Source organism: Streptomyces sp. 8N114 (assembly GCF_052245835.1).
Taxonomy (GTDB): domain Bacteria; phylum Actinomycetota; class Actinomycetes; order Streptomycetales; family Streptomycetaceae; genus Streptomyces.
Window position 1 is genome coordinate 220768 of the sequence record NZ_JBQQBT010000006.1, and the last position, 20147, is coordinate 240914.

Here is a 20147-nt window from a genome sequence, read left to right on the forward strand (position 1 = left end):
TTCTTCTCGTTCAGCTTCCTGCGCTGTCGTTCAGCTTCCTGTGCTGCGGTACGCGCGCAGCCCCGCCCGCCACACCAGGCCCGTCACGGCGCAGCACAGCACCGCGACGGCGGGTGCGGCGAAGTCGGCCCAGCCCGGCAGGCCCAGTGGATCGTCCCGGCCCAGCACATGCAGCGCCGGCAGCCAGTTGACGAAGGCCAGCGGCACCACGAACGTCACGCCGCGCACCAGTTCCTTGCCGAAGACGGTGGGCGGGTACTGGAGCAGCGTCGTACCGCCGTAGGTGAAGGCGTTCTGCACCTCGGAGGCGTCCTGCGCCCAGAACTGGAAGGCGCCACCGAGGACGAACATGCAGCCGAATATGGCGGCACCGCACAGCACCATGGAACCCACCAGCGCGATCCTGCCCGGCGTCCACTCCAGCTCCAGCCGGGCCACGGACCAGCCCAGCACCAGCGAACCCTGGATGACCCGCCCCAGCCTGCGCAGCGCGAAGCGGTCCGCGGCGAGCTGGATGAGGACGGGGACGGGCCGGGTCAGCAGCACGTCCATGGTGCCGTCGCGCACCCGGCGGCCGACCCGCTCCGCCGTGCCCAGCAGCAGGTCGGACAGGCCGAAGGCGACGCAGGAGGTGCCGTAGAGGAAGGCCACCTCGGGTAGCGTGAACCCGCCCAGCGCGTCGACCTGCGCAAACATGATCATGATGGCGGCGAAGTCGAGGAAGGTTGTCACGAAGTTGGCCGCGAGCATCATCACGAACGAGGCCCGGTACGTCATCGTCGAGCGCACCCACATCGCCACGATGAAGCCGTAGGCCCGCAGCCCCCAGGCCACGCGGCCCAGCGCGGAAACGGGGGCGCCTCCCGGAGGAAGCCCGGACCGCGGGATGGTGTCGGCCATTTCGTCAGCCACCCTGGACCACCACCTTGCGGGTCGCGACGGTCTGGAGCAGCCGCCCCGCGAACAGCAGCACCAGCGCCCACCCCGCCTGGAAGGCGAGCCCCGCCGCCGTCCCGCCGTGGTGGGTGCCCAGCAGCACATCGGCGGGCACCTGGAGCGTCGCGGACCACGGCAGCAGGCGCGCCGCATCGCCGAAGGCGCCGGGGAAGACGGTCAGCGGCAGCAGCATCCCGGAGAAGAACAGGCTCAGCAGGGTGGACAGGGCGTTGAGACCGGTCGCATCCAGCAGCCAGAAGCCGCACAGCGCGAACAGATAGCGCAGCGCGAAGCTGACCACGATGGCCAGCAGGACGGCGAGCAGGAACGTCAGCCATGCCCAGGGGGAGGCCGGCAGCGCCAGATCGAAGGCGAGGGCACCGACGGCAAGCGGTGCCAGTCCGCGCCCCAGCAGCTGGAAGGCGGCCCGCCCCAGGTCGGCGGCGAGCCACCACAGCTGGAGGTCGATCGGCCGGTAGAGATCGATGGCGACGTCGCCGTTCCTGATCCGTTCGTGGAACTCGTCCTGGAAACCGCCGCCCATCAGCGCCGCGCTGGCCAGCATCGCCTGCCCGATCCACACGAAGGTCAGCGCCTGGCTCTGGTCGTAGCCGCCGAGGTGGGGACGCTCGTGCCACAAGGCGATGAACGTATAGGCGAGAATGAAGCCGAAGACGGTGTTGGTGAAGACGCCGGCCGCCGTGGCGACGCGGTAGGTGGCGTAGCGCCGGAAGCCGCTGACGGCTACGGCGAAATTGAGACGGAGCAGATGCATCCTTTCGAGCCCCTCTACCGTCTTCCCAGTAGCACTTCCGTGCGAGCACCGTGCGCGAGCGAAGCCAGCGAGCCTAGCTCACGGGCCTGGTGGGCGACCACCGAATATCCACCGGGCCGGGCTACGGCCCCGAGGGCGTTCTCCGGTACGGAGGGTGCGACAGTGTTCTACGGGGCGTACCAGCATCGCCCGCCATTGGACGAGGAGTCCCTGCAAACATGAGTGACGAGCCGAACAGCGACGCCGAAGGCCGGGAGCCGGAGTCGGACGGCCCGCCAGAGCAGCCCCCCACGGGGAAGCCCGCTGCGGCCCCCCGGGAGAACGCGGGGGCGCCGGAGGAGAGCGCGGGGACTCCCGGGAAGAGTACGGAGAGAACGGGGGCCGCCGGACAGAGCGCCGGGTCCACCGAGCAGGGCTCCGCGGAGCGGAACAGCTCCCGGGAACAGCACGCCTCACGGGAGCAGAACGGCCCCCGCGAGGGGAACGCCTCGCGGGAGGGAAACGGCTCCCCCGAGCGGCCTGCCACGCCGAGTACCCCGAGCGCGGCCGGTACCTCCAGCGCGGCCGGTACCTCCAGCACGCCGAGTGCCCCGAGCGCGGCCGGTACCTCAAGCACGCCGAGTGCCCCGAGCACGCCGAGTGCCCCGAGCGCGCCCGGCGAGCGCTCCATATCCGCGCCGAAGCAGCCCGCGCCGAGCAAGCCCCCCACCGCGCCCGACCAGCCCGCGCCGAGCGAGCCGCAAGCGTCATCGCCGCAGGCGTCGTCGGAGAAGCCCGCGCCCAGCGGGAAGCCCGCACCCACCCCGCCCCAGCAGCCAACCCCGCCACCACCGGCCGGACCGGCCGCGACCGCCGCCATGCCCGTGGGGCAGGCCCCGGCGGGGGGCAGCCCCCCACCCGAGGAGAGCGGCAGCCTCATGGAGAACAGTCCCGCCGCGGCCGACGGTAAGAAGGCCAAGAAGTCCAAGGCGGACAAGAAGGCCGCGAAGGCCCTGAAGAAGCAGAAGCGCCGCCGTACCGGCTGGCGCCGGCTGCTGCCCACCTGGCGGATGGTGCTGGGCGGCCTCCTGCTGTTCGTCCTGCTGGTCTCGGGCGCACTGGTCGCCGGCTATCTGCTGGTGAGCATCCCGCCTCCGAACGACGCCGCGTCGGCGCAGACCAATGTCTTCCTGTACGCGGACGGCAGCCAGATCGCGCGGGACGGCGAGATCAACCGCGAGAACATCACGCTCGGACAGGTGCCGAAGGAGACACAGCACGCGGTGCTGGCCGCCGAGGACCGCGACTTCTACAACGAGTCCGCGGTCGACCCGAAGGCCATGGCCCGCGCCGGCTGGAACATGGTCACCGGCGGGGAGCGCCAGTCGGGTTCGACGATCACCCAGCAGTATGTGAAGAACTACTACCTGAGCCAGGACCAGACGGTCACCCGTAAGGCGAGGGAGTTCTTCATCGCGCTGAAGCTGGACAACGAGGTCAGCAAGAACGACATCCTCCAGGGCTACCTCAACACCAGTTACTTCGGTCGGAACGCCTACGGCATCCAGTCGGCGGCGCACGCCTACTACGGCAAGGACGTCAGCAAGCTGACCCCGGCCGAGGGCGCGTACCTCGCCGCGCTGGTCAACTCGCCCAACGCGTACGACACCCGTGCCCACCCGGAGAACAAGGACCGCGCCGTCGCCCGCTGGAACTACGTGCTGGACGGCATGGTCAAGGAGGGCTGGCTCAGCAAGAGCGACCGCGCGGGGATGAAGTTCCCCGAGCCGGACCGGGTCAAGCCGCCGCGGAACATGTCCGGCGAGCGCGGCTATCTGGTCGAGGCGGTCAAGAACTACCTCATCAACAACAAGATCATCGATGAGCAGCGGCTGGCGGCCGGCGGGTTCCGGATCACCACGACGTTCCAGCCGAAGAAGCAGAAGGCCATGCGCGACGCGGTCGACAAGCAGCTGATGTCCCAGCTGGACAAGAAGAACCGCAAGGTCGACAAGTACGTCCGCGCGGGCGGCGCCTCGGTGGACCCGAAGACCGGCAAGGTCGTCGCGATGTACGGCGGCATCGGCTACACCAAGCAGTACACGAACAACGCCACGCGCCGGGACTACCAGGTCGGCTCCACCTTCAAGCCGTTCCTGTTCACCGCGGCCATCCAGCACAAGTCCACCACCCAGGCCGGCCAGCCGATCCGCGCGAACACCATCTACGACGGCACCAACAAGCGCGAGGTCGTCAGCAACGGCCAGGGCACCGGCTACGCGCCCGAGAACGAGGACCAGCGCTCCTACGGGAAGATTCCCGTCTCGACCGCCATGGACAAGTCGGTCAACAGCGTCTTCGCGCAGATGGGCATCGACGTCGGCCCCAAGAAGGTCAAGGAGACCGCGGTCGATCTGGGTGTGCCCGAGAGCGTTCCCAACTTCACCCCGGACGGCTCCATCGCGCTCGGCGTCACCACGGCCTCGCCGCTCGACATGGCCGAGGCGTATGCCACGCTCGCCAACCACGGCAAGCACGGCCACTACAGCCTGGTGCAGAAGGCCACCCGCGGCGGTGAGGTCGTCAACCTGCCCGACGAGGAGTCCAAGCAAGCCGTCACCCGGGCCGCCGCCGACTCCACCACGGCCACGCTCCGCAGCGTCGTCCAGGGCGGCACCGGTACGGCGGCGCAGTCCGCCGGCCGTCCGGCGGCCGGCAAGACCGGTACCGCCGAGGAGGACAAGGCCGCCTGGTTCGCGGGCTACACACCGGACCTGGCCACCGTCATCTCGGTGATGGGCCAGAACCCGAAGACGGCCGTCCAGGAGCCGCTGTACGGGGCGGGCGGCCAGGCGCGCGTCAACGGCGGCGGCTACCCGGCGGAGATCTGGGGCGCCTACACGAAGAAGGCGCTGGAGGGCCGCCCGGTCAAGGACTTCGACCTGGACACGGCGGGCAACGGCAACGTGCCGGGCACCCAGCCGCCGAGCTCAGCGCCGACGACGAAGCCGCCGTCGGACGAGCCGAGCGAGGAGCCGTCCCAGACCGAGCAGCCGACCGACGAGCCCTCGACACCCGAGCCGCCGACCACCCCGCCGCCGTCCACCCCGGGGCCGAGCATCCCGGAGATCGGCGGGGTGGACGGAGGCGACCCCGGCGGTGACCCGGGCGGCGACCCCGGCGGCGACCCCGGCGGCGCCAACGGTGATCCGGGCGGCGACACCAACGGTGATCCGGGCAGCGCCTGGAACGGCGGCGCCCCCGCGGTCCGCCGCTGGTAGCCCGAGAGGGCGCCCTGGGCGGCGCCCCCTCTCGCCAAAGCGCCCTCCTTTCCGCCGCGACGGCGGAAAGGAGGGCGCCTCCATGAAGGTTCGCTACAGATACAGACCCGTCGAGTCGGCGGTGTCCTGAAGCCGCTCCGCCGCGACGGCGTGAAGGTCGCGCTCGCGCATCAGGACGTACGCAACCCCCCGTACCTCGACCTCGGCGCGGTCCTCCGGGTCGTACAGCACCCGGTCTCCGGGCTCCACCGTCCGGACGTTCTGGCCGACGGCGACCACCTCGGCCCAGTCCAGCCTGCGTCCTACGGCCGCCGTGGCGGGGATCACGATGCCGCCGGAGGAGCGGCGCTCGCCCTCGCTGGTGTCGGTCCGTACGAGCACGCGGTCGTGCAGCATGCGGATCGGCAGTTTGTCATCGTGCGCGGATGCAGGGGTCTTTGGGCTCACCGGAAGACCGTATCTCAGCGCCTCAGTGGTGGCGGCGGCGAGCCCGGCGACGGCCGGCGGGCTTGCGCCGGGAGGTGAGCGCGAGGGCACCCACCAGAGCGACGGCCACCACTGCGGCTGGCACGACCCGCTCCAGCCGGGGGGTGCCGTCCTCGCCGACGAACTGGGCCCGCACATCGGAGACCGTACGGTTGGCGACGACGTATGCGCGCCCCGCGGTGCGGTCCACCGCGGCGGCCGCCTTCGCCTTGGCGTCCCCGATGATGGTCTTCGGATGAACGCGTACGGCGATCTCGTCCAGCGCGGCGGCGAGGTCCTGCCGCCTGCGGATGATGTCCGCCTCGATGTCCGCGGGGGTCCTGGCTTCCGGCACCGAGCTGCCTCCGTCGCTGTCAGTCCTGCGTCCTACCGTGTGTGTCAGCGGCCATCCTGTCAGCTTGCCGCTGCCGCCGCCCTGTGGCACCCCCGATCGGCGGCCGTTGGCTACGCTCGGGCGGGTTCGGCCCCGCCGCCACTTCGGAGTGAGTCCACCACGGATCCACTACGGACAAGTACAGCACTACTGGCGCGTACCGCGGCGGCCACCGGAGGAAATACACGGCACCGAAGGAGCCCTCATGAGCCCACGACTCGCACCCGGCGACACCGCCCCCGACTTCACGCTGCCCGACGCCGACGGCAAGGACGTCTCGCTGTCCGGCCGGCGGGGCCGCAAAGTGATCGTCTACTTCTACCCGGCGGCCCTGACCCCCGGCTGCACGAAGCAGGCGTGCGACTTCACGGACAACCTCGAACTGCTGGCCGGTCAGGGCTACGACGTCATCGGAGTCTCCCCGGACAAGCCGGAGAAGCTGGCGAAGTTCCGCGAGAAGGAGTCGCTGAAGGTCACCCTCGTCGGCGACCCGAGCAAGGAGACGATGGAGGCGTACGGCGCCTTCGGCGAGAAGAAGCTGTATGGCAAGACCGTCACCGGCGTCATCCGCTCCACGGTGATCGTGGACGAGGAGGGCAAGGTCGAGCGGGCGCTCTACAACGTGAAGGCGACCGGGCATGTGGCCAAGCTCATCAAGGATCTTGGGCTGGCTTCGCGGTGATCCTGATGTGATGGCTTGTGGAGGACGAGGTGGATTACCTGAAGAGGCCAAATGCGCGTAGTGGGGCGGGTGTTACGCATGGGGAATGAACAACGAGGTTCAGCAGCCCCACGACGATGACCCGGCTGCGCACAAGCGGAATGATGAAGTCCGCAGTAGCGACATCACGGTCACGGACGAGGCGACGGTCAAGCGCGCCACCAGGGCCGCTGCTGTAGGCAACGCCATGGAATGGTTCGACTTCGGGATCTATGCGTATCTCGCGGTCACTATCGGAAAGGTCTTCTTCCCCGGGGACGGCAGCACTCAGCTCCTGGCCTCCTTCACCGCCTTCGCCGCCTCCTTCCTGATCCGGCCGCTGGGCGGGATGGTCTTCGGCCCGCTCGGCGACCGCCTCGGGCGAAAACAAGTGCTGGCGCTGACCATGGTGCTGATGGCGGCTGGCACCTTCTGTATCGGTCTGATCCCCTCCTACGACTCGATCGGCATCGCCGCTCCCATCCTGTTGCTGCTCTGTCGCATGGTGCAGGGCTTCTCCACGGGCGGCGAGTACGGCGGCGCTGCCACCTTCATCGCCGAGTACGCGCCGGACAAGCGACGCGGCTACTTCGGCAGCTTCCTGGAGTTGGGCACCCTGATCGGCTACACCGGAGCCGCCGGTCTGGTCCTGGTGCTGAACACCGCGCTGGGCGACGAGGCGATGCTGGAGTGGGGCTGGCGCATCCCGTTCCTGATCGGCGGGCCCATCGGGGTCGTCGGTCTGTATCTGCGGACGAAGCTGGACGAGACCCCGGCCTTCCAGCAGCAGCAGGCGCAGGCCGCCGAGGCGAACGGGCCCAAGCTGTCGGAGGACATGCCGCGGAAGAAGTTCACGGCGATCTTCACCGAGCAGTGGCCCATGCTGCTCCTGTGCATCGCCCTGGTCGCGGCCTACAACATCACCGACTACATGCTCCTGTCGTACATGCCCGCCTACCTGACCGATGCCCTCGACTACAAGCACTCGATGGAGCTGGTCGCGGCGATCATCGCGATGGTGGTGATGGCGGCGGTGATCCAGCGGATCGGGAACCTCGCCGACCGCTTCGGCCGCAAGCCGCTGCTGATGGCCGGCATGGGGGGCTTCGCCGTGCTGACGATCCCCGTCTTCGTCCTCTTCCAGCAGGGCAGCTTCGCCGCGGTGATCGTCGGACTGCTGCTGCTGGGCGCCCCTCTGGTCTGTCTGCTGGGCACCATGTCGGCGACACTGCCCGCGCTCTTCCCCACGGAGGTGCGCTACGGCTCCCTGTCCATCGGCTACAACGTGTCCACCTCGCTCTTCGGCGGTACGGCACCGATGGTGATGTCGTACCTGGTCGACAGCACGGGCGACAAGCTGTCCCCGGCCTACTACGCCTCGGGCGCGGCCGTCCTCGGCATCATCGCCGTGGCCTTCATGAAGGAGTCCGCGGGGCAGCCGCTGCCGGGCTCGCCGCCCTCGGTCAGCACCGAGGAGGAGGCCCGCGCCCTGACTCAGACCGAGACCGGGACCAAGGAGCCCACCACCGCCTGACCCCGTCCACCCACCACCTGCCCGCACCCCGGACCATCCGGCCGGGGTGCGGGCGCAGTGCGTGAGGGGCGCACGCGCGGTGCCCCGACGGGTGCGCGGAGTATCCACGGAGGAACCTGATGAAGGAGACGGCGCGGCAGCCGCTCGCGGGCTCACCGCCCTCGGTCAGCACCGAGGAGGAGGCCCGCGCCTTGGCCCGGGCCGAAACCAACCAGCCCACGTTCTGACATCCGCCCCCAGCGCCCGCCCCCGGCCCGGCGGATCAGGGCGCGGGCGCAGTACGATACGTGCGCGCGCGAGTGCCGGAATTGGTAGACGGGACGGCTTTAGGTGCCGGTGTCTTCGGACGTGGGGGTTCGAGTCCCCCCTCGCGCACCGCGGGCCTGCCCGTTGCCTGCGACGGGCAGTAAGGGGCACCCCCTACCCAGCGAGCCCAAGCAATTCCCGTACGGCGGGAACGAGGGCCCGAAACGCCTCGCCACGGTGGCTGATTGCGTTCTTCTCCGCGGGGCTGAGCTCGGCACACGTCCTGGTCTCGCCGTCGGGCTGGAGGACCGGGTCGTAGCCGAAGCCGCCGTCGCCCGCGGGAGCGTGCCGAAGGGTGCCGCGCAGCCGACCGCTGACGACCCGTTCGGTGCCGTCGGGAAGTGCGAGGGCCGCGGCGCACTCGAAGTGCGCCCCCCGGTGTACGGAGTCGATGTCGGCGAGCTGGGCGAGCAGCAGGTCCAGATTGGCGCCGTCGTCCCCGTGCCGGCCGGCCCAGCGCGCGGAGAAGATGCCGGGCGCCCCGCCGAGCACGTCCACGCAGAGCCCGGAGTCGTCGGCGACCGCGGGCAGCGCGGTGGCCTTCGCGAGGGCGTGCGCCTTGAGGAGGGCGTTCTCCGCGAACGTCACACCGGTCTCCTTGACGTCCGGCACCTCGGGATAGGCGTCGGCGCCCACCAGGTCCAGTTCGATGCCCGCGTCGGCGAGGATCGCCTTCAGCTCGGTGACCTTGTGGGCGTTGCGGGTAGCCAGGATCAGGCGCTTGGTGCTCATGGCCACCAAGTATCGCGCCCGCCCGACGGGTGACGGTCGGTGGGAGGGCCCCCGGGCGGGGCGACGCTCAGCCCGGGGTGCAGACCTTCGTCAGCTCGTCGGCCGCGTCGGAGACCGGCTTGGTCCGTGGTGTGCGGCCTGCCTCCACGTCGGAGCGGACGCTGTCGACAGCATCCCGCAGCCGGGAGACGGACTTGCCGACGTCACCGCCGTCCGTCTCCTTGTCGATCTTGTTGAGGTTCTTGTCGATCCGGTCCAGGGCCTTGTCCGCCTGGGTCGGATCCTCACCCGCGTCCGAGACGGCCTGCTGGAGATCGTCGACCGAACGGGCAACAGCCGAGGCAGTGTTCGCGCAGTCCAGCGCCTTGTCGACGGCTGAGCAACTCGCCAAAATCGGTGCGATCAGTGCGATGGCCGTGACGGCCGCCGCTGTGGTGACGGTCTTCCTACGTGGCACCTCTGCGCCCCCCTCCCTGAAACCGAGACTGGTCGGACCGCACGGTTCGACGACACGTGCGGCCCGCACCCGGATAGACGCGTAAAGCGGTGGCAAAGTTCCCCGGGCACCGACTCCGGTGCCCGCCTGCTTTCCGCTTCAGCGGCCCAATGCTTTCCCCTTCAGCGGCCCAGTGCTGTGCGCTGCGCACCGTCGAGCTGGGCGCAGCCCGCGACGGCGAGATCGAGCAGCCCGTTGAGCTCCTCGCGGGCGAACGGTGCGCCCTCGGCGGTGCCCTGGACCTCCACGAAGTGGCCGTCACCGGTGCAGACCACGTTCATGTCCGTCTCGGCGCGGACATCTTCCTCGTACCGCAGGTCGAGCATCGGTACGCCGTCGATGATGCCGACGCTGACGGCGGCGACGGTGCCGGTCAGCGGCTGGGCCTTGGCCTTGATGAGCTTGCGCTCCTGCGCCCAGGCGACGGCGTCGGCCAGCGCGACGTACGCACCGGTGATCGCCGCGGTACGGGTACCGCCGTCCGCCTGGAGCACATCGCAGTCGATCACGATGGTGTTCTCGCCCAGCGCCTTGTGGTCCACCACGGCGCGCAGCGAGCGCCCCACGAGACGGGAGATCTCATGGGTACGGCCGCCGATCCGGCCCCGTACGGACTCGCGGTCGCCGCGGGTGTTGGTGGCGCGCGGCAGCATGGCGTACTCCGCGGTGACCCAGCCCTCCCCGCTGCCCTTGCGCCAGCGGGGCACGCCCTCCGTCAGGCTGGCGGTGCACAGGACCCGGGTGTCGCCGAAGGAGACGAGGACGGAGCCCTCGGCGTGCTTGCTCCAACCGCGCTCGATGGTGACGGGTCGCAGCTCCTCGGCCGTACGGCCGTCGATACGTGACATGCGTGCGAGCGTATCCCTGGCCGGGGGCTTGGGCCGAACGTGGTGGTTGCGGCCGTCTTCACTGCCGCCGGACCCTCGCCGTCTCGGCTGATCGCCGTCGCGGCGGAACATGGTCCTGGGGGCTTCGCCCCCAGAGGCTCACATCATGTCTTCGATTTCCGCGGCGATGGGGTCGGCGTCGGTGCCGATGACCACCTGGATCGCGGAGCCCATCTTGACGACGCCGTGGGCGCCCGCGGCCTTCAGTGCGACCTCGTCGACGAGGGAGGCGTCGTTGACCTCGGTGCGGAGGCGGGTGATGCAGCCCTCGACCTCTTCGATGTTGTCGAGCCCGCCGAGTCCGGCGACGATCTTCTCAGCCTTGCTGGCCATGTCCTTCTCCTGTGTTCCCGCCCGGTGGACGCTGGGGCGCCTCTGACGCAGTGGCTTTTTGTCACGTTAGCCCACGATCAGCCCAGCTATGCGAGCGCCGGTGCACTGTCTGGCGAATGATGACGGATAGTGGCGACGTGGGTACGCCTGCCGCCGTACGGCGAGCACGCCCCGCACCGCTAGTGGTCTACACCAGCATGCGTCAGCCGCCCGGTCGGCGGACGAGGGGCCGACCAGTCAGGAGGAGGTCGTGAGCGCCAACGCCGCAGCTGGGCCGGGGAGGAGGTGGACCTCCACCTTCTTCCAGGGCTTGCAGAAGATGGGGCGCAGCCTTCAGCTCCCCATCGCGGTGCTCCCGGCCGCCGGCATCCTCAACCGGCTCGGCCAGCCGGACATCTTCGGGGACGACGGCCTGGGCTGGACGGACGTCGCCAAGGTTTTCCAGGGCGCGGGAGGCGCGCTGCTGGACTCGGCGCTCGGACTGCCGCTGCTGTTCTGCGTGGGCGTGGCCATCGGCATGGCCAAGAAGGCGGACGGCTCGACCGCGCTGGCCGCCGTCGCGGGCTTTCTCGTCTACTACAACATCCTTCAGCAGTTCCCCACCTGTCCCTCCGGTTCCACCTTCGACACCGAGCAGGGCACCTGTCTGGCCAAGGACGGCACCGCGGCCGGCGCCGCGGCCTTCCAGAACCCGGGTGTCTTCGGCGGGATCGTCGTCGGGCTGCTGGCGGCGTGGTTCTGGCAGCGCTTCCACCGGGTGAAGCTGGTGGACTGGCTCGGTTTCTTCAACGGCCGCCGGCTGGTGCCGATCATCATGGCCTTCGTGGCACTGGTCTTCGCGGTGCTGTGCCAGTGGGTGTGGCCGCCGATCGGTGACGGGCTCACCAGCTTCTCGAAGTGGATGACGGACCTGGGCGCCTGGGGTGCGGGCATCTTCGGCGTCGCCAACCGGGCGCTCATCCCGATCGGCATGCACCAGTTCCTGAACACCTTCATGTGGTTCCAGTTCGGGAGCTACAAGAAGCCGGACGGCGAGGTCGTGCACGGCGACATCAACCGCTTCCTGGCGGGCGATCCGAGCGCCGGACAGTTCCTCTCGGGCTTCTTCCCGATCATGATGTTCGCGCTGCCGGCCGCCGCGCTGGCCATCACGCACGCGGCCCGCCCCGAGCGGCGCAAGGTGGTCGGCGGGCTGATGCTCTCGACCGCGCTGACCTCGTTCGTCACCGGGGTCACCGAGCCGATCGAGTTCTCGTTCCTCTTCGTCGCCCCGGTGCTGTACGTCATCCACGTGCTGCTGACCGGCGTCTCGATGGCGCTGACCTGGGGGCTCGGCGTCCATGACGGGTTCAGCTTCTCGGCGGGGCTGATCGACTACGTCATCAACTGGAGCCTGGCCACCAAGCCGTGGCTGATCATCCCGATCGGGCTGGGCTTCGCGGTGGTCTATTACGTGCTCTTCCGCGCTGCGATCTCCAAGTTCGACCTGAAGACTCCGGGCCGGGAGCCGGAGGAGCTCGCGGAGGAGATCGAGGACGAGGTGACGCGGTAGCTCCACATGTACGCGCCGGCCTCCGGGTTGCGTCCGTTCCGAACCGGAGGGCTCAGATCTCGTACACGGCCCCCGGCCGGGCCAGCTCGACCGGCCCCGCGAACACCGCTTTGGCATCCCGAAGATTGATCTGCGGGTCCGTCCACGGCGGTACATGCGTGAGCACCAGCCGGGCGGCGCCGGCCCGGGCGGCGGTCTCCCCGGCTTCCCGGCCGTTCAGATGGAGACCGGGGATCTGCTCCTTACCGTCCGTGAAGGACGCCTCGCACAGGAACAGATCGGCGTCCCGGGCAGCGAGTTCGAGCTGGGGGCACGGGCCGGTGTCACCCGAATACGTGAGGACCCGCCCGCTCTCCTTGTGCTCGACCCGGAAGGCGTACGCCTCCACCGGATGGTCGACCAGCTCCGTACGCACCCGGAACGGGCCCGCATCGAAGCTGCCGCCGGCGGAGAGGGTGCGGAAGCTGAAGACCTCGCTCATCGACGAGTCGGACGGGGTGTCGGCGTACGCCGTGGTGAGCCGCTGCTCGGTGCCGGGCGGGCCGTGGACCGGGATGGGGCCGCAACGGCCGCCCTCGTGGCGGTAGTAGCGGGCGACGAAGTAGCCGCACATGTCGATGCAGTGGTCGGCGTGGAGGTGGCTGAGCGCGATCACGTCGAGGTCGTAGAGGCCGCAGTGCCGCTGGAGCTCGCCGAGCGCCCCGTTGCCCATGTCCAGCAGCAACCGGAAACCGTCGGCCTCGACGAGGTAGCTCGAACAGGCCGATTCCGTGGACGGAAACGACCCCGAACAGCCGACGACGGTGAGCTTCATGGAGTGGAAACCTCCGTTGACGGCCTGCTGGACGGTCCCCATGTCGTTGACGAGGGGACTTCCGAGCGTAAGCCGCGCAGGACGGGGTGGCTCCTCGATGGGGCGGTGGTGTGGGCGGAATCACCAGCCCGGGGTAGCGCCGTACGAGGCTGCCGGACGTTGCGGCCGGGGCATTCCCTCTTTCCGCCGGGCCCTCGCCGTCCTGGTTGCCCGCCGTCGCGGCGGCAATGGTCCTGGGGGCCACACCCCCAGACCCCTGCCCGACGGCGAGGGCCCGGAGGAGCAGGCGGGCTCCGCAACTGGAGCGTTCGCCCTCAGGCCCAGAGCTGGCCCTGGACGGTGGCGATGGCGGCTTCGTCGGAGTCGGCGGTGTAGAGACCCGTCGAGAGGTACTTCCAGCCGCCGTCGGCGACGAGGAAGACGATGTCGGCGCTCTCCCCGGCGCGGAGCGCCTTGCGGCCGACACCGATCGCGGCGTGCAGCGCCGCGCCCGTGGAGACGCCCGCGAAGATGCCCTCCTGCGCGAGGAGTTCCCTGGTTCGGGTGACCGCGTCCGCGGAGCCGACCGAGAAGCGGGTGGTCAGCACGGACTCGTCGTACAGCTCGGGAACGAAGCCCTCGTCCAGGTTGCGCAGCCCGTAGACCAGGTCGTCGTAGCGCGGCTCGGCGGCGACGATCTGGATGTCGGGACGGTGCTCGCGCAGATAGCGGCCCGCGCCCATCAGCGTGCCGGTGGTGCCCAGGCCCGCCACGAAGTGGGTGACCGACGGCAGGTCGGCGAGGATCTCGGGGCCCGTGGTGACGTAGTGCGCGCCCGCGTTGTCGGGATTGCCGTACTGGTAGAGCATCACCCAGTCCGGGTGCTCGGCCGCCAGTTCCTTGGCCACCCGTACCGCCGTGTTGGAGCCGCCCGCCGCGGGGGACGAGATGATCTCCGCGCCCCACATGGCCAGCAGCTGGCGCCGCTCCTCGCTGGTGTTCTCCGGCATGACGCAGACGATGCGGTAGCCCTTGAGCCTGGCCGCCATCGCCAGCGAGATGCCGGTGTTGCCGGAGGTCGGCTCCAGGATGGTGCAGCCGGGCCGCAACCGGCCGTCCTTCTCGGCCTGTTCGACCATGTGCAGGGCCGGACGGTCCTTGACGGAGCCGGTGGGGTTGCGGTCCTCCAGCTTCGCCCAGATCCGTACGTCCTCGGAGGGCGAGAGCCTCGGGAGCCGTACGAGGGGTGTGTTGCCGACGGCGTCGAGCGGGGAGTCGTAGCGCATCAGCGCATCAGGCCCGCGTGCATGCTTCCTCCGGCCACCGCGGGCAGGATCGTCACGCTGTCGCCGTCGCTGACCTTGGTGGTGATGCCGTCCAGGAAGCGCACGTCCTCGTCGTTGAGGTAGACGTTCACGAAGCGGCGCAGCTCACCGCCGTCCACCAGGCGGTCCTGGATTCCGGTGTGGCGGCTCTCCAGGTCGGCGAAGAGCTCACCGATGGTGTCGCCACTGCCCTCGACCGCTTTCTGGCCGTCGGTGTAGGTGCGGAGGATGGTCGGAATGCGGACCTCGATGGCCATGAGAGTGCTCCCGTCGGAGAGGAAAGAGGGCTGGCTGTTCGGCGGGCTGGGTACCGCCCGGCAGTGACCGGGGTGGGCGGCTGCGGGCGCAGCGCATGCCCCGTACCGCGGGCAGGGCGTACTGACGGGGCCGGGCGGGCGCACGAGTGGCCACCCGAGCGGGCACGCGTCAGGCCGGTGGACAGATCGCGCTGGCGAGGCGGCACAGGTCGACGTGCAGGCGCGCCACGAGCAGCATGCCCGGGGTCTTCTCGAATGCGCTCACGTCGTGGACAACCATGGGCTCATCGTAACGATTCCCGGCGGCGGAATCGGATGTGAGTTTCATGATGCGGACCGATCCGTCTCACGGACGCCGGTCAGCGGCTCTCAGGAGCCCTGAGCTCCATAGCTCTCGACGACCTCGACCTCTTCCTCGGTGACCTCGCCGTCCACGATGCGGAACGAGCGGAAGGAGAACGGGCCCTCGTCGTTGCCGCACTCGGCGGTGGAGACGAGGACGTAGTGCGCGCCGGGCTCGTTGGCGTAGGAGATGTCCGTACGGGACGGGTACGCCTCGGTGGCGGTGTGCGAGTGGTAGATCACGACGGGTTCCTCGTCGCGGTCGTCCATCTCGCGGTAGAGCTTGAGCAGGTCGGTCGAGTCGAACTCGTAGAAGGTGGGCGAGCGCGCCGCGTTCAGCATCGGGATGAAGCGCTCGGGCCGGCCCTCGCCGACCGGTCCCGCGATCACGCCGCACGCCTCGTCGGGGTGGTCCGCGCGGGCGTGGGCGACGATCCGGTCGTGCAGCTCCTGGGTGATGGTCAGCATGACCGCCAGGATATGCGCGCCCGCGCACACCCGTCCGCGCCCCCTCCCCGCCACCCGCCCGGGCGCGCACGAAGGGCCGGACCGTACGCCTGAGCAGTACGGTCCGGCCCTGCGAACCCGGCGTCCGGACCCTCCCGGGTCCAGGCCGGTGGCGGCCTCAGTCCTGGCCGGTGGCGGCCTCAGTCCTGGCCGGTGGCGGCCTCGGGCTCGAGCCTGCCGGCGCTCGCGGTCACCGGCGCCCCGATCGGGGGCAACGAGGAGCGGTGCGCGTGCGCGGCCCGACGGGCGTGCAGCAGCCAGTACGCGCCCAGCAGCACGGCCCAGCCGGCGCCGACGTACAGCGAGATCCGCGCCGTCTCGTCGAGTGCCACGATCACCAGCACCATGGTGAGGAAGAGCAGCGCGACCCAGGTGAAGACGCTGCCGCCCGGCGCGGGGAACGAGGACTTCGGCAGCCGTCCCGCGACGACGGCCCGCCGGTACATCAGGTGGCTGACGAGGATCATCATCCAGGTCCAGATGCCGCACGCGGTGGCGACCGAGGTCACGTAGGCGAACGCCTTCTCCGGCACCACGTAGTTGAGCACCACACCGATGCCCATGAGCAGCACCGAGACGGCGATGCCCGGCGCGGGGGACTGCCGCTTGTTCAGGCGCTCGAAGTAGCCGGGGGCCTCCTTGTTCTCCGCCAGGTCCCGCAGCATGCGGCCGGTGGAGTACATACCGGAGTTGCAGGAGGAGAGCGCGGCGGTCAGCACGACGAAGTTGACGATGCCGGCACCGAGCGGAATGCCGATCTTGCCGAACGCGGCCACGAAGGGGCTGACGCCGTCGGAGAACTCGGTCCACTTGACCACGGACAGGATCACGACGAGCGAGCCGACGTAGAAGATGATGATGCGCCACGGCAGCGTGTTGATCGCCTTGGGCAGCGTTGTCTCCGGGTCCTGGCTCTCGCCCGCGGTGATACCGACGAGTTCCACCGCGATGTAGGCGAACATCACGCCCTGCAGCGTCATCAGGCTGGATCCGATACCGGTCGGGAAGAAGCCTTCGTGGGCCCACAGGTTGCTGACGGCAGCGGTGTCACCGGCCTGCGAGAAGCCCAGGGTGAGCACGCCGAGACCGATCACGATCATGCCGATGATCGCGGTGACCTTGATCATCGAGAACCAGAACTCGACCTCGCCGAAGACCTTCACCGAGATCAGGTTCACCCCGAACAGCACCACCAGGAAGACCAGCGCGCTGACCCACTGCGGAATGTCCGGGAACCAGTAGTGGATGTAGATCGCCGCCGCGGTGAGCTCGGCCATGCCGGTCACGACCCACAGCAGCCAGTACGTCCAGCCCGTCACAAAGCCGAAGAACGGCCCCAGGAACTCCCGGGCGTACTCCGCGAAACTGCCGGAGACCGGGCGGTACATCAGCAGTTCGCCGAGCGCCCGCATGATGAAGAAGATGACGACGCCCGCCAGGGCGTACATCAGGATGATGCTGGGTCCGGCCTTGGCGATGTTCGCCCCGGCTCCCATGAACAGGCCGACACCGATGGCACCGCCGATGGCGATCATCTGGACCTGGCGGCTGCCCAGCCCTCGCTGGTAGCCCTCGTCGGAAGGCCCGGCCGCGCCGCTGCTTCCGCCCGTGCTTGCGGATGCGGGTTTCCCCCTGCCGTCCGCGACCTTCTCGGAGGTCATGTGGTGCGCCTTTCTCCATTCCGATCCGGCCTTTCCGGATCGGGTCCCGATCCCCCCGGTGGAGTTGTGCGTGCCGACGATCGGCCGGCGGTGCACCGCTGTGCGGGCAGGGGTGTTGCCCCGCGGACAGCGGATCCGTGCAGGTGTACCACGGAGGACTGTCCCCAACGCGTGACCCGGCTCACGGTCAGAAAGGGCAGAGAAGGACATCACGCTCGGAAAGCACCGAGTGTGATGCGTTCGTTAAGAGGGCTTTACTCGCCGATTACCGAACAACCGCACAAGCGTCGGCTGTTCGTCATCGGGACATGTCACGGCATCAGCGTCTCGACCAAGGTCTCCTGGAGGCCGCCCAGCCACAGATAGGCCATCACCATGGGCTTGCGTTCGTCGGAGTCGGCCAGCTGGTACAGCTCGTCGTCGCTGTCGTCGCTCACCTCGAGGCGGGTACCGATGGCCAGCCGCAGATCGTTGAGAGCGCCCAGCCACTGCTTGGACTCCTGCGGGGTGAGGGTGAGCACGGCCCCCCGCTCCCCCGGCGTCAGCGCGTCCAGCGCACGCACCACGGCCAGCCCGTCCTCCCGCTTGCGGGCCCGCAGGTCGTTCTCCGTGTAGCGGCGGAACTCCGCGGACGCCGCCCGGTCGCGCTTCGCCCGCGCGGCCTCGTCGCTGTCCGCGGCCAGGTCCTCGTCAGGCGTGGCGTCCGGCCCGGGGCCGTAGGCGTCCGGGAAGAGCCGGGCCAGCGCCGGATCGGCGGGCGGCTCGCTGGGGCCGTCGGCGAACGGCGGCCAGGAGACGGCCTCGATACCCGCCAGCTCGTCCTCCAGGCTGCCGCCCTCGCCCCTCGTGGAGCCCTCGCCCGGTCCGCCGGGCCGCCCGGCGTCCTGCGGCGGGCGCGGCTGGTCGGCGGGCTCGCTGCCGGGGCCGATCAGTTCCAGCAGCTGCATCACCAGACTACGCAGGATCGAGATCTCCACCTCGTCCAGCGCGATGGCGGCGCCACCGTCCTCGGTCGGCTCGAAGTGCCCCGCCATCAGCGGTCCTGGGTGAGCGTGGCCCACAGCCCGTAGCTGTGCATGGCCTGCACGTCGCGCTCCATCTCCTCGCGGGTACCGCTGGAGACGATGGCGCGTCCCTTGTGGTGGACGTCGAGCATCAGCTTTTTCGCCTTCTCCTTCGAATAGCCGAAGTACGCCTGGAACACGTACGTCACATAGCTCATGAGGTTGACCGGGTCGTTGTGCACGACGGTCACCCAGGGCACATCCGGCTCGGGAACCTCGACGGGCTCCTCGGTGGTCTCCGGGCGCTCGATCTCCGTTGGGGTGGCGACACTCACAGGTCCCATGCTGCCACCCGGCGCCCGGGGCCGCCCAAGCAGCACCCCCGGTCACCGTATATCGTCAAGCTGACGAGATCCGGGGTACGCTCGCAATGAGCGACCCGAACACACGAGGTGAGGCAGCAGTGCTGGATTCCCCCACAGGGCAGCCCCCGCATGACTCCCGGCAGACGGCGGACACCCGGCAGGCCGTGGACGCCCGGCAGGAACACGCCCGGCGGATGGAGACGGGCCTGCCGGTGGCCGTGCCCTCCACCGCGCTCTTCACCGACCAGTACGAGCTGACCATGCTCCAGGCCGCACTGCGCGCCGGGACGGCCGAGCGGCGCTCAGTCTTCGAGGTCTTCACCCGCCGGCTCCCCGAGGGCCGCCGCTACGGCGTCGTCGCGGGCACCGGGCGGGTGCTGGACGCGGTGGAGAACTTCCGCTTCGACGACCAGCTGCTCGACTTCCTGCGCGAGACACGCGTGGTGGACGAGCCGACCCTTCGGTGGCTCGCCGACTACCGCTTCAAGGGCGACGTCCTCGGCTACCCGGAAGGCGAGGTCTACTTCCCCGGCTCGCCCATCCTGCGGGTGGAGGGGACGTTCGCCGAGTGCGTGCTGCTGGAGACGGTGATCCTCTCCATCCTCAACCACGACTCGGCCGTGGCAGCCGCCGCCTCCCGGATGGCCGTCGCCGCCGCCGGCCGCCCGCTGATCGAGATGGGCGCCCGGCGCACCCACGAGCTCGGCGCCGTCGCGGCGGCCCGCGCCGCCTATGTGGGCGGCTTCGACACCACCTCCGACCTGGCCGCCGGGTTCCGCTACGGCATCCCCAGCGTGGGCACCAGCGCCCACGCCTTCACCCTGCTGCACGACACCGAGCGGGACGCGTTCACCGCGCAGGTCGAGTCGCTGGGCAGCGGTACGACGCTGCTGGTGGACACCTACGACGTGGCCGAGGCGGTCCGTACGGCCGTGGAGGTGGCGGGCCCGGATCTCGGCGCCGTCCGCATCGACTCCGGGGACCTGCTGCTGGTGGCCCACCGGGTACGCCAGCAGCTGGACGAGCTGGGCGCTGACCGGACCAAGATCGTGGTCACCAGCGACCTGGACGAGTACGCCATCGCCTCGCTGGCCGCGGCCCCCGTGGACGCGTACGGCGTCGGCACCCAGCTGGTCACCGGCAGCGGCCACCCGACCTGCTCGATGGTCTACAAGCTGGTGGCCCGCGCCGACTCCGAAGGGCCCGGCGCCCCGCTCCGCGCGGTGGCCAAGCGCTCGACCGGCGGCAAGACCTCCATCGGCGGCGCCAAGTGGGCGGCCCGCCCGGTGGACGCGGAGGGCGTGGCCGAGGCGGAGGTGGTGGGCACCGGCGATGTACCGCCCGAGCTGGCCGGGCAGCTGCTCCAGGTGAAGCTGATCGACCGGGGCACCGTCGTCGGACGCGAGCCCCTGGACGCCGCCCGGGAGCGCCACCGCGCGGCCCTCGCCCGGCTCCCGATGTCCGCGGCCCAGCTCTCCCGCGGAGAACCGGTGCTGCCGGTCGAGCACGTGTAACCCCCGGTA

22 protein-coding genes and 1 tRNA gene are annotated in these 20147 nt (G+C 69.9%); 6 read left to right on the forward strand and 17 right to left on the reverse strand.

Features of this window, described 5'->3' with window-relative positions; translation table 11 throughout:
* Positions 1 to 30: 30 nt before the first annotated feature.
* From ACTWQF_RS15895 to ACTWQF_RS15905, 3 genes are all read right to left on the reverse strand, one after another.
* A complete protein-coding gene (locus ACTWQF_RS15895; RefSeq protein WP_443280168.1) occupies positions 31 to 900 on the reverse strand; it encodes an ABC transporter permease in 870 nt (289 codons plus the stop codon).
* Positions 901 to 904: 4 nt separating this feature from the next.
* Positions 905 to 1711 carry an ABC transporter permease gene (locus tag ACTWQF_RS15900; protein WP_443280034.1) on the reverse strand — a complete coding sequence of 269 codons (807 nt, stop codon included), beginning with the start codon at positions 1709 to 1711 and terminating at the stop codon, positions 905 to 907.
* A 121-nt stretch (positions 1712 to 1832) separates the two neighbouring features.
* Positions 1833 to 2630, reverse strand: a complete 798-nt coding sequence (locus ACTWQF_RS15905) for a hypothetical protein (protein WP_443280035.1) — start codon at positions 2628 to 2630, stop codon at positions 1833 to 1835.
* Here ACTWQF_RS15905 and ACTWQF_RS15910 point away from each other — a divergent pair.
* Positions 2629 to 4971: a transglycosylase domain-containing protein gene (locus ACTWQF_RS15910; RefSeq protein WP_443280036.1), complete on the forward strand. Its 2343-nt coding sequence runs from the start codon at positions 2629 to 2631 to the stop codon at positions 4969 to 4971. The genes ACTWQF_RS15905 and ACTWQF_RS15910 overlap by 2 nt on opposite strands.
* Before the next feature lie 93 nt (positions 4972 to 5064).
* On the opposite strand, the gene ACTWQF_RS15915 is transcribed toward ACTWQF_RS15910, so the two are convergent.
* Positions 5065 to 5367, reverse strand: coding sequence for a GroES family chaperonin (locus tag ACTWQF_RS15915; protein ID WP_443246238.1), 303 nt, complete (start codon positions 5365 to 5367; stop codon positions 5065 to 5067).
* Between the two features lie 73 nt (positions 5368 to 5440).
* The gene (locus ACTWQF_RS15920) at positions 5441 to 5791 is read right to left on the reverse strand and encodes a DUF3618 domain-containing protein (RefSeq protein WP_443280037.1); all 351 of its coding nucleotides are present in this window, start codon (positions 5789 to 5791) and stop codon (positions 5441 to 5443) included.
* Between the two features lie 244 nt (positions 5792 to 6035).
* On the opposite strand from ACTWQF_RS15920, the gene bcp reads away from it, so the two are divergent.
* The 3 genes from bcp to ACTWQF_RS15935 all read left to right on the forward strand — a co-directional run bounded on the left by bcp (position 6036) and on the right by ACTWQF_RS15935 (position 8439).
* Positions 6036 to 6512, forward strand: a complete 477-nt coding sequence (gene bcp / locus ACTWQF_RS15925; protein ID WP_443280038.1) for a thioredoxin-dependent thiol peroxidase — start codon at positions 6036 to 6038, stop codon at positions 6510 to 6512.
* Positions 6513 to 6597: 85 nt separating this feature from the next.
* On the forward strand, positions 6598 to 8064 hold the full coding sequence (locus ACTWQF_RS15930) for an MFS transporter (RefSeq protein ID WP_443280039.1): 1467 nt from the start codon (positions 6598 to 6600) through the stop codon (positions 8062 to 8064).
* Positions 8065 to 8357: 293 nt separating this feature from the next.
* Positions 8358 to 8439 (forward strand) — tRNA-Leu (locus tag ACTWQF_RS15935).
* A 45-nt stretch (positions 8440 to 8484) separates the two neighbouring features.
* Here the strand turns inward: ACTWQF_RS15935 and rdgB are convergent.
* From rdgB to ACTWQF_RS15955, 4 genes are all read right to left on the reverse strand, one after another.
* Positions 8485 to 9102, reverse strand: coding sequence for an RdgB/HAM1 family non-canonical purine NTP pyrophosphatase (gene rdgB / locus ACTWQF_RS15940; RefSeq protein ID WP_443280040.1), 618 nt, complete (start codon positions 9100 to 9102; stop codon positions 8485 to 8487).
* 67 nt (positions 9103 to 9169) lie between these two features.
* Positions 9170 to 9559, reverse strand: coding sequence for a hypothetical protein (locus tag ACTWQF_RS15945; RefSeq protein ID WP_443280041.1), 390 nt, complete (start codon positions 9557 to 9559; stop codon positions 9170 to 9172).
* A gap of 161 nt (positions 9560 to 9720) precedes the next feature.
* The gene (gene rph, locus ACTWQF_RS15950) at positions 9721 to 10446 is read right to left on the reverse strand and encodes a ribonuclease PH (protein WP_443280042.1); all 726 of its coding nucleotides are present in this window, start codon (positions 10444 to 10446) and stop codon (positions 9721 to 9723) included.
* A 138-nt stretch (positions 10447 to 10584) separates the two neighbouring features.
* Positions 10585 to 10869: a glucose PTS transporter subunit EIIB gene (locus ACTWQF_RS15955; protein ID WP_443280169.1), complete on the reverse strand. Its 285-nt coding sequence runs from the start codon at positions 10867 to 10869 to the stop codon at positions 10585 to 10587.
* Between the two features lie 199 nt (positions 10870 to 11068).
* On the opposite strand from ACTWQF_RS15955, the gene ACTWQF_RS15960 reads away from it, so the two are divergent.
* A complete protein-coding gene (locus ACTWQF_RS15960; RefSeq protein ID WP_443280043.1) occupies positions 11069 to 12370 on the forward strand; it encodes a PTS transporter subunit EIIC in 1302 nt (433 codons plus the stop codon).
* Positions 12371 to 12422: 52 nt separating this feature from the next.
* On the opposite strand, the gene ACTWQF_RS15965 is transcribed toward ACTWQF_RS15960, so the two are convergent.
* From ACTWQF_RS15965 to clpS, 8 genes are all read right to left on the reverse strand, one after another.
* Positions 12423 to 13184, reverse strand: a complete 762-nt coding sequence (locus ACTWQF_RS15965) for an MBL fold metallo-hydrolase (RefSeq protein WP_443246236.1) — start codon at positions 13182 to 13184, stop codon at positions 12423 to 12425.
* Between the two features lie 314 nt (positions 13185 to 13498).
* Complete coding sequence (locus ACTWQF_RS15970) at positions 13499 to 14449, reverse strand: PLP-dependent cysteine synthase family protein (protein WP_443280044.1); 951 nt, start codon at positions 14447 to 14449, stop codon at positions 13499 to 13501.
* Positions 14449 to 14745 carry a MoaD/ThiS family protein gene (locus ACTWQF_RS15975; protein WP_443280045.1) on the reverse strand — a complete coding sequence of 99 codons (297 nt, stop codon included), beginning with the start codon at positions 14743 to 14745 and terminating at the stop codon, positions 14449 to 14451. The genes ACTWQF_RS15970 and ACTWQF_RS15975 overlap by 1 nt, the downstream gene beginning before the upstream one ends.
* Positions 14746 to 14914: 169 nt before the next feature.
* Entirely contained in the window at positions 14915 to 15025 is a 111-nt protein-coding gene (locus tag ACTWQF_RS15980; protein ID WP_372446451.1) for a putative leader peptide, read from the reverse strand.
* An 89-nt stretch (positions 15026 to 15114) separates the two neighbouring features.
* Complete coding sequence (locus ACTWQF_RS15985; RefSeq protein WP_443280046.1) at positions 15115 to 15555, reverse strand: Mov34/MPN/PAD-1 family protein; 441 nt, start codon at positions 15553 to 15555, stop codon at positions 15115 to 15117.
* A gap of 179 nt (positions 15556 to 15734) precedes the next feature.
* A complete protein-coding gene (locus tag ACTWQF_RS15990; protein ID WP_443280047.1) occupies positions 15735 to 17255 on the reverse strand; it encodes an amino acid permease in 1521 nt (506 codons plus the stop codon).
* 311 nt (positions 17256 to 17566) lie between these two features.
* On the reverse strand, positions 17567 to 18289 hold the full coding sequence (locus tag ACTWQF_RS15995) for a DUF2017 domain-containing protein (protein WP_443280048.1): 723 nt from the start codon (positions 18287 to 18289) through the stop codon (positions 17567 to 17569).
* On the reverse strand, positions 18289 to 18603 hold the full coding sequence (gene clpS, locus ACTWQF_RS16000; RefSeq protein WP_099881308.1) for an ATP-dependent Clp protease adapter ClpS: 315 nt from the start codon (positions 18601 to 18603) through the stop codon (positions 18289 to 18291). Before clpS ends, ACTWQF_RS15995 begins: the two co-directional genes overlap by 1 nt.
* A 215-nt stretch (positions 18604 to 18818) precedes the next feature.
* Between clpS and ACTWQF_RS16005 the strand changes: the two genes are divergently transcribed.
* Complete coding sequence (locus ACTWQF_RS16005) at positions 18819 to 20138, forward strand: nicotinate phosphoribosyltransferase (protein ID WP_443280170.1); 1320 nt, start codon at positions 18819 to 18821, stop codon at positions 20136 to 20138.
* The last annotated feature ends 9 nt before the right edge of the window (positions 20139 to 20147 follow it).

Coding starts and splice junctions, on each gene's coding strand:
- ACTWQF_RS15895 (WP_443280168.1), bottom strand. CDS start 900: ATGGCCGACACCATCCCGCGGTCCGGGCTTCCTCCGGGAGGCGCCCCC.
- ACTWQF_RS15900 (WP_443280034.1), bottom strand. CDS start 1,711: ATGCATCTGCTCCGTCTCAATTTCGCCGTAGCCGTCAGCGGCTTCCGG.
- ACTWQF_RS15910 (WP_443280036.1), top strand. CDS start 2,629: ATGGAGAACAGTCCCGCCGCGGCCGACGGTAAGAAGGCCAAGAAGTCC.
- ACTWQF_RS15905 (WP_443280035.1), bottom strand. CDS start 2,630: ATGAGGCTGCCGCTCTCCTCGGGTGGGGGGCTGCCCCCCGCCGGGGCC.
- ACTWQF_RS15915 (WP_443246238.1), bottom strand. CDS start 5,367: ATGCTGCACGACCGCGTGCTCGTACGGACCGACACCAGCGAGGGCGAG.
- bcp (WP_443280038.1), top strand. CDS start 6,036: ATGAGCCCACGACTCGCACCCGGCGACACCGCCCCCGACTTCACGCTG.
- ACTWQF_RS15930 (WP_443280039.1), top strand. CDS start 6,598: ATGAACAACGAGGTTCAGCAGCCCCACGACGATGACCCGGCTGCGCAC.
- rdgB (WP_443280040.1), bottom strand. CDS start 9,102: ATGAGCACCAAGCGCCTGATCCTGGCTACCCGCAACGCCCACAAGGTC.
- rph (WP_443280042.1), bottom strand. CDS start 10,446: ATGTCACGTATCGACGGCCGTACGGCCGAGGAGCTGCGACCCGTCACC.
- ACTWQF_RS15965 (WP_443246236.1), bottom strand. CDS start 13,184: ATGAAGCTCACCGTCGTCGGCTGTTCGGGGTCGTTTCCGTCCACGGAA.
- ACTWQF_RS15970 (WP_443280044.1), bottom strand. CDS start 14,449: ATGCGCTACGACTCCCCGCTCGACGCCGTCGGCAACACACCCCTCGTA.
- ACTWQF_RS15975 (WP_443280045.1), bottom strand. CDS start 14,745: ATGGCCATCGAGGTCCGCATTCCGACCATCCTCCGCACCTACACCGAC.
- ACTWQF_RS15980 (WP_372446451.1), bottom strand. CDS start 15,025: ATGGTTGTCCACGACGTGAGCGCATTCGAGAAGACCCCGGGCATGCTG.
- ACTWQF_RS15985 (WP_443280046.1), bottom strand. CDS start 15,555: ATGCTGACCATCACCCAGGAGCTGCACGACCGGATCGTCGCCCACGCC.
- ACTWQF_RS15990 (WP_443280047.1), bottom strand. CDS start 17,255: ATGACCTCCGAGAAGGTCGCGGACGGCAGGGGGAAACCCGCATCCGCA.
- ACTWQF_RS15995 (WP_443280048.1), bottom strand. CDS start 18,289: ATGGCGGGGCACTTCGAGCCGACCGAGGACGGTGGCGCCGCCATCGCG.
- clpS (WP_099881308.1), bottom strand. CDS start 18,603: ATGGGACCTGTGAGTGTCGCCACCCCAACGGAGATCGAGCGCCCGGAG.
- ACTWQF_RS16005 (WP_443280170.1), top strand. CDS start 18,819: ATGGAGACGGGCCTGCCGGTGGCCGTGCCCTCCACCGCGCTCTTCACC.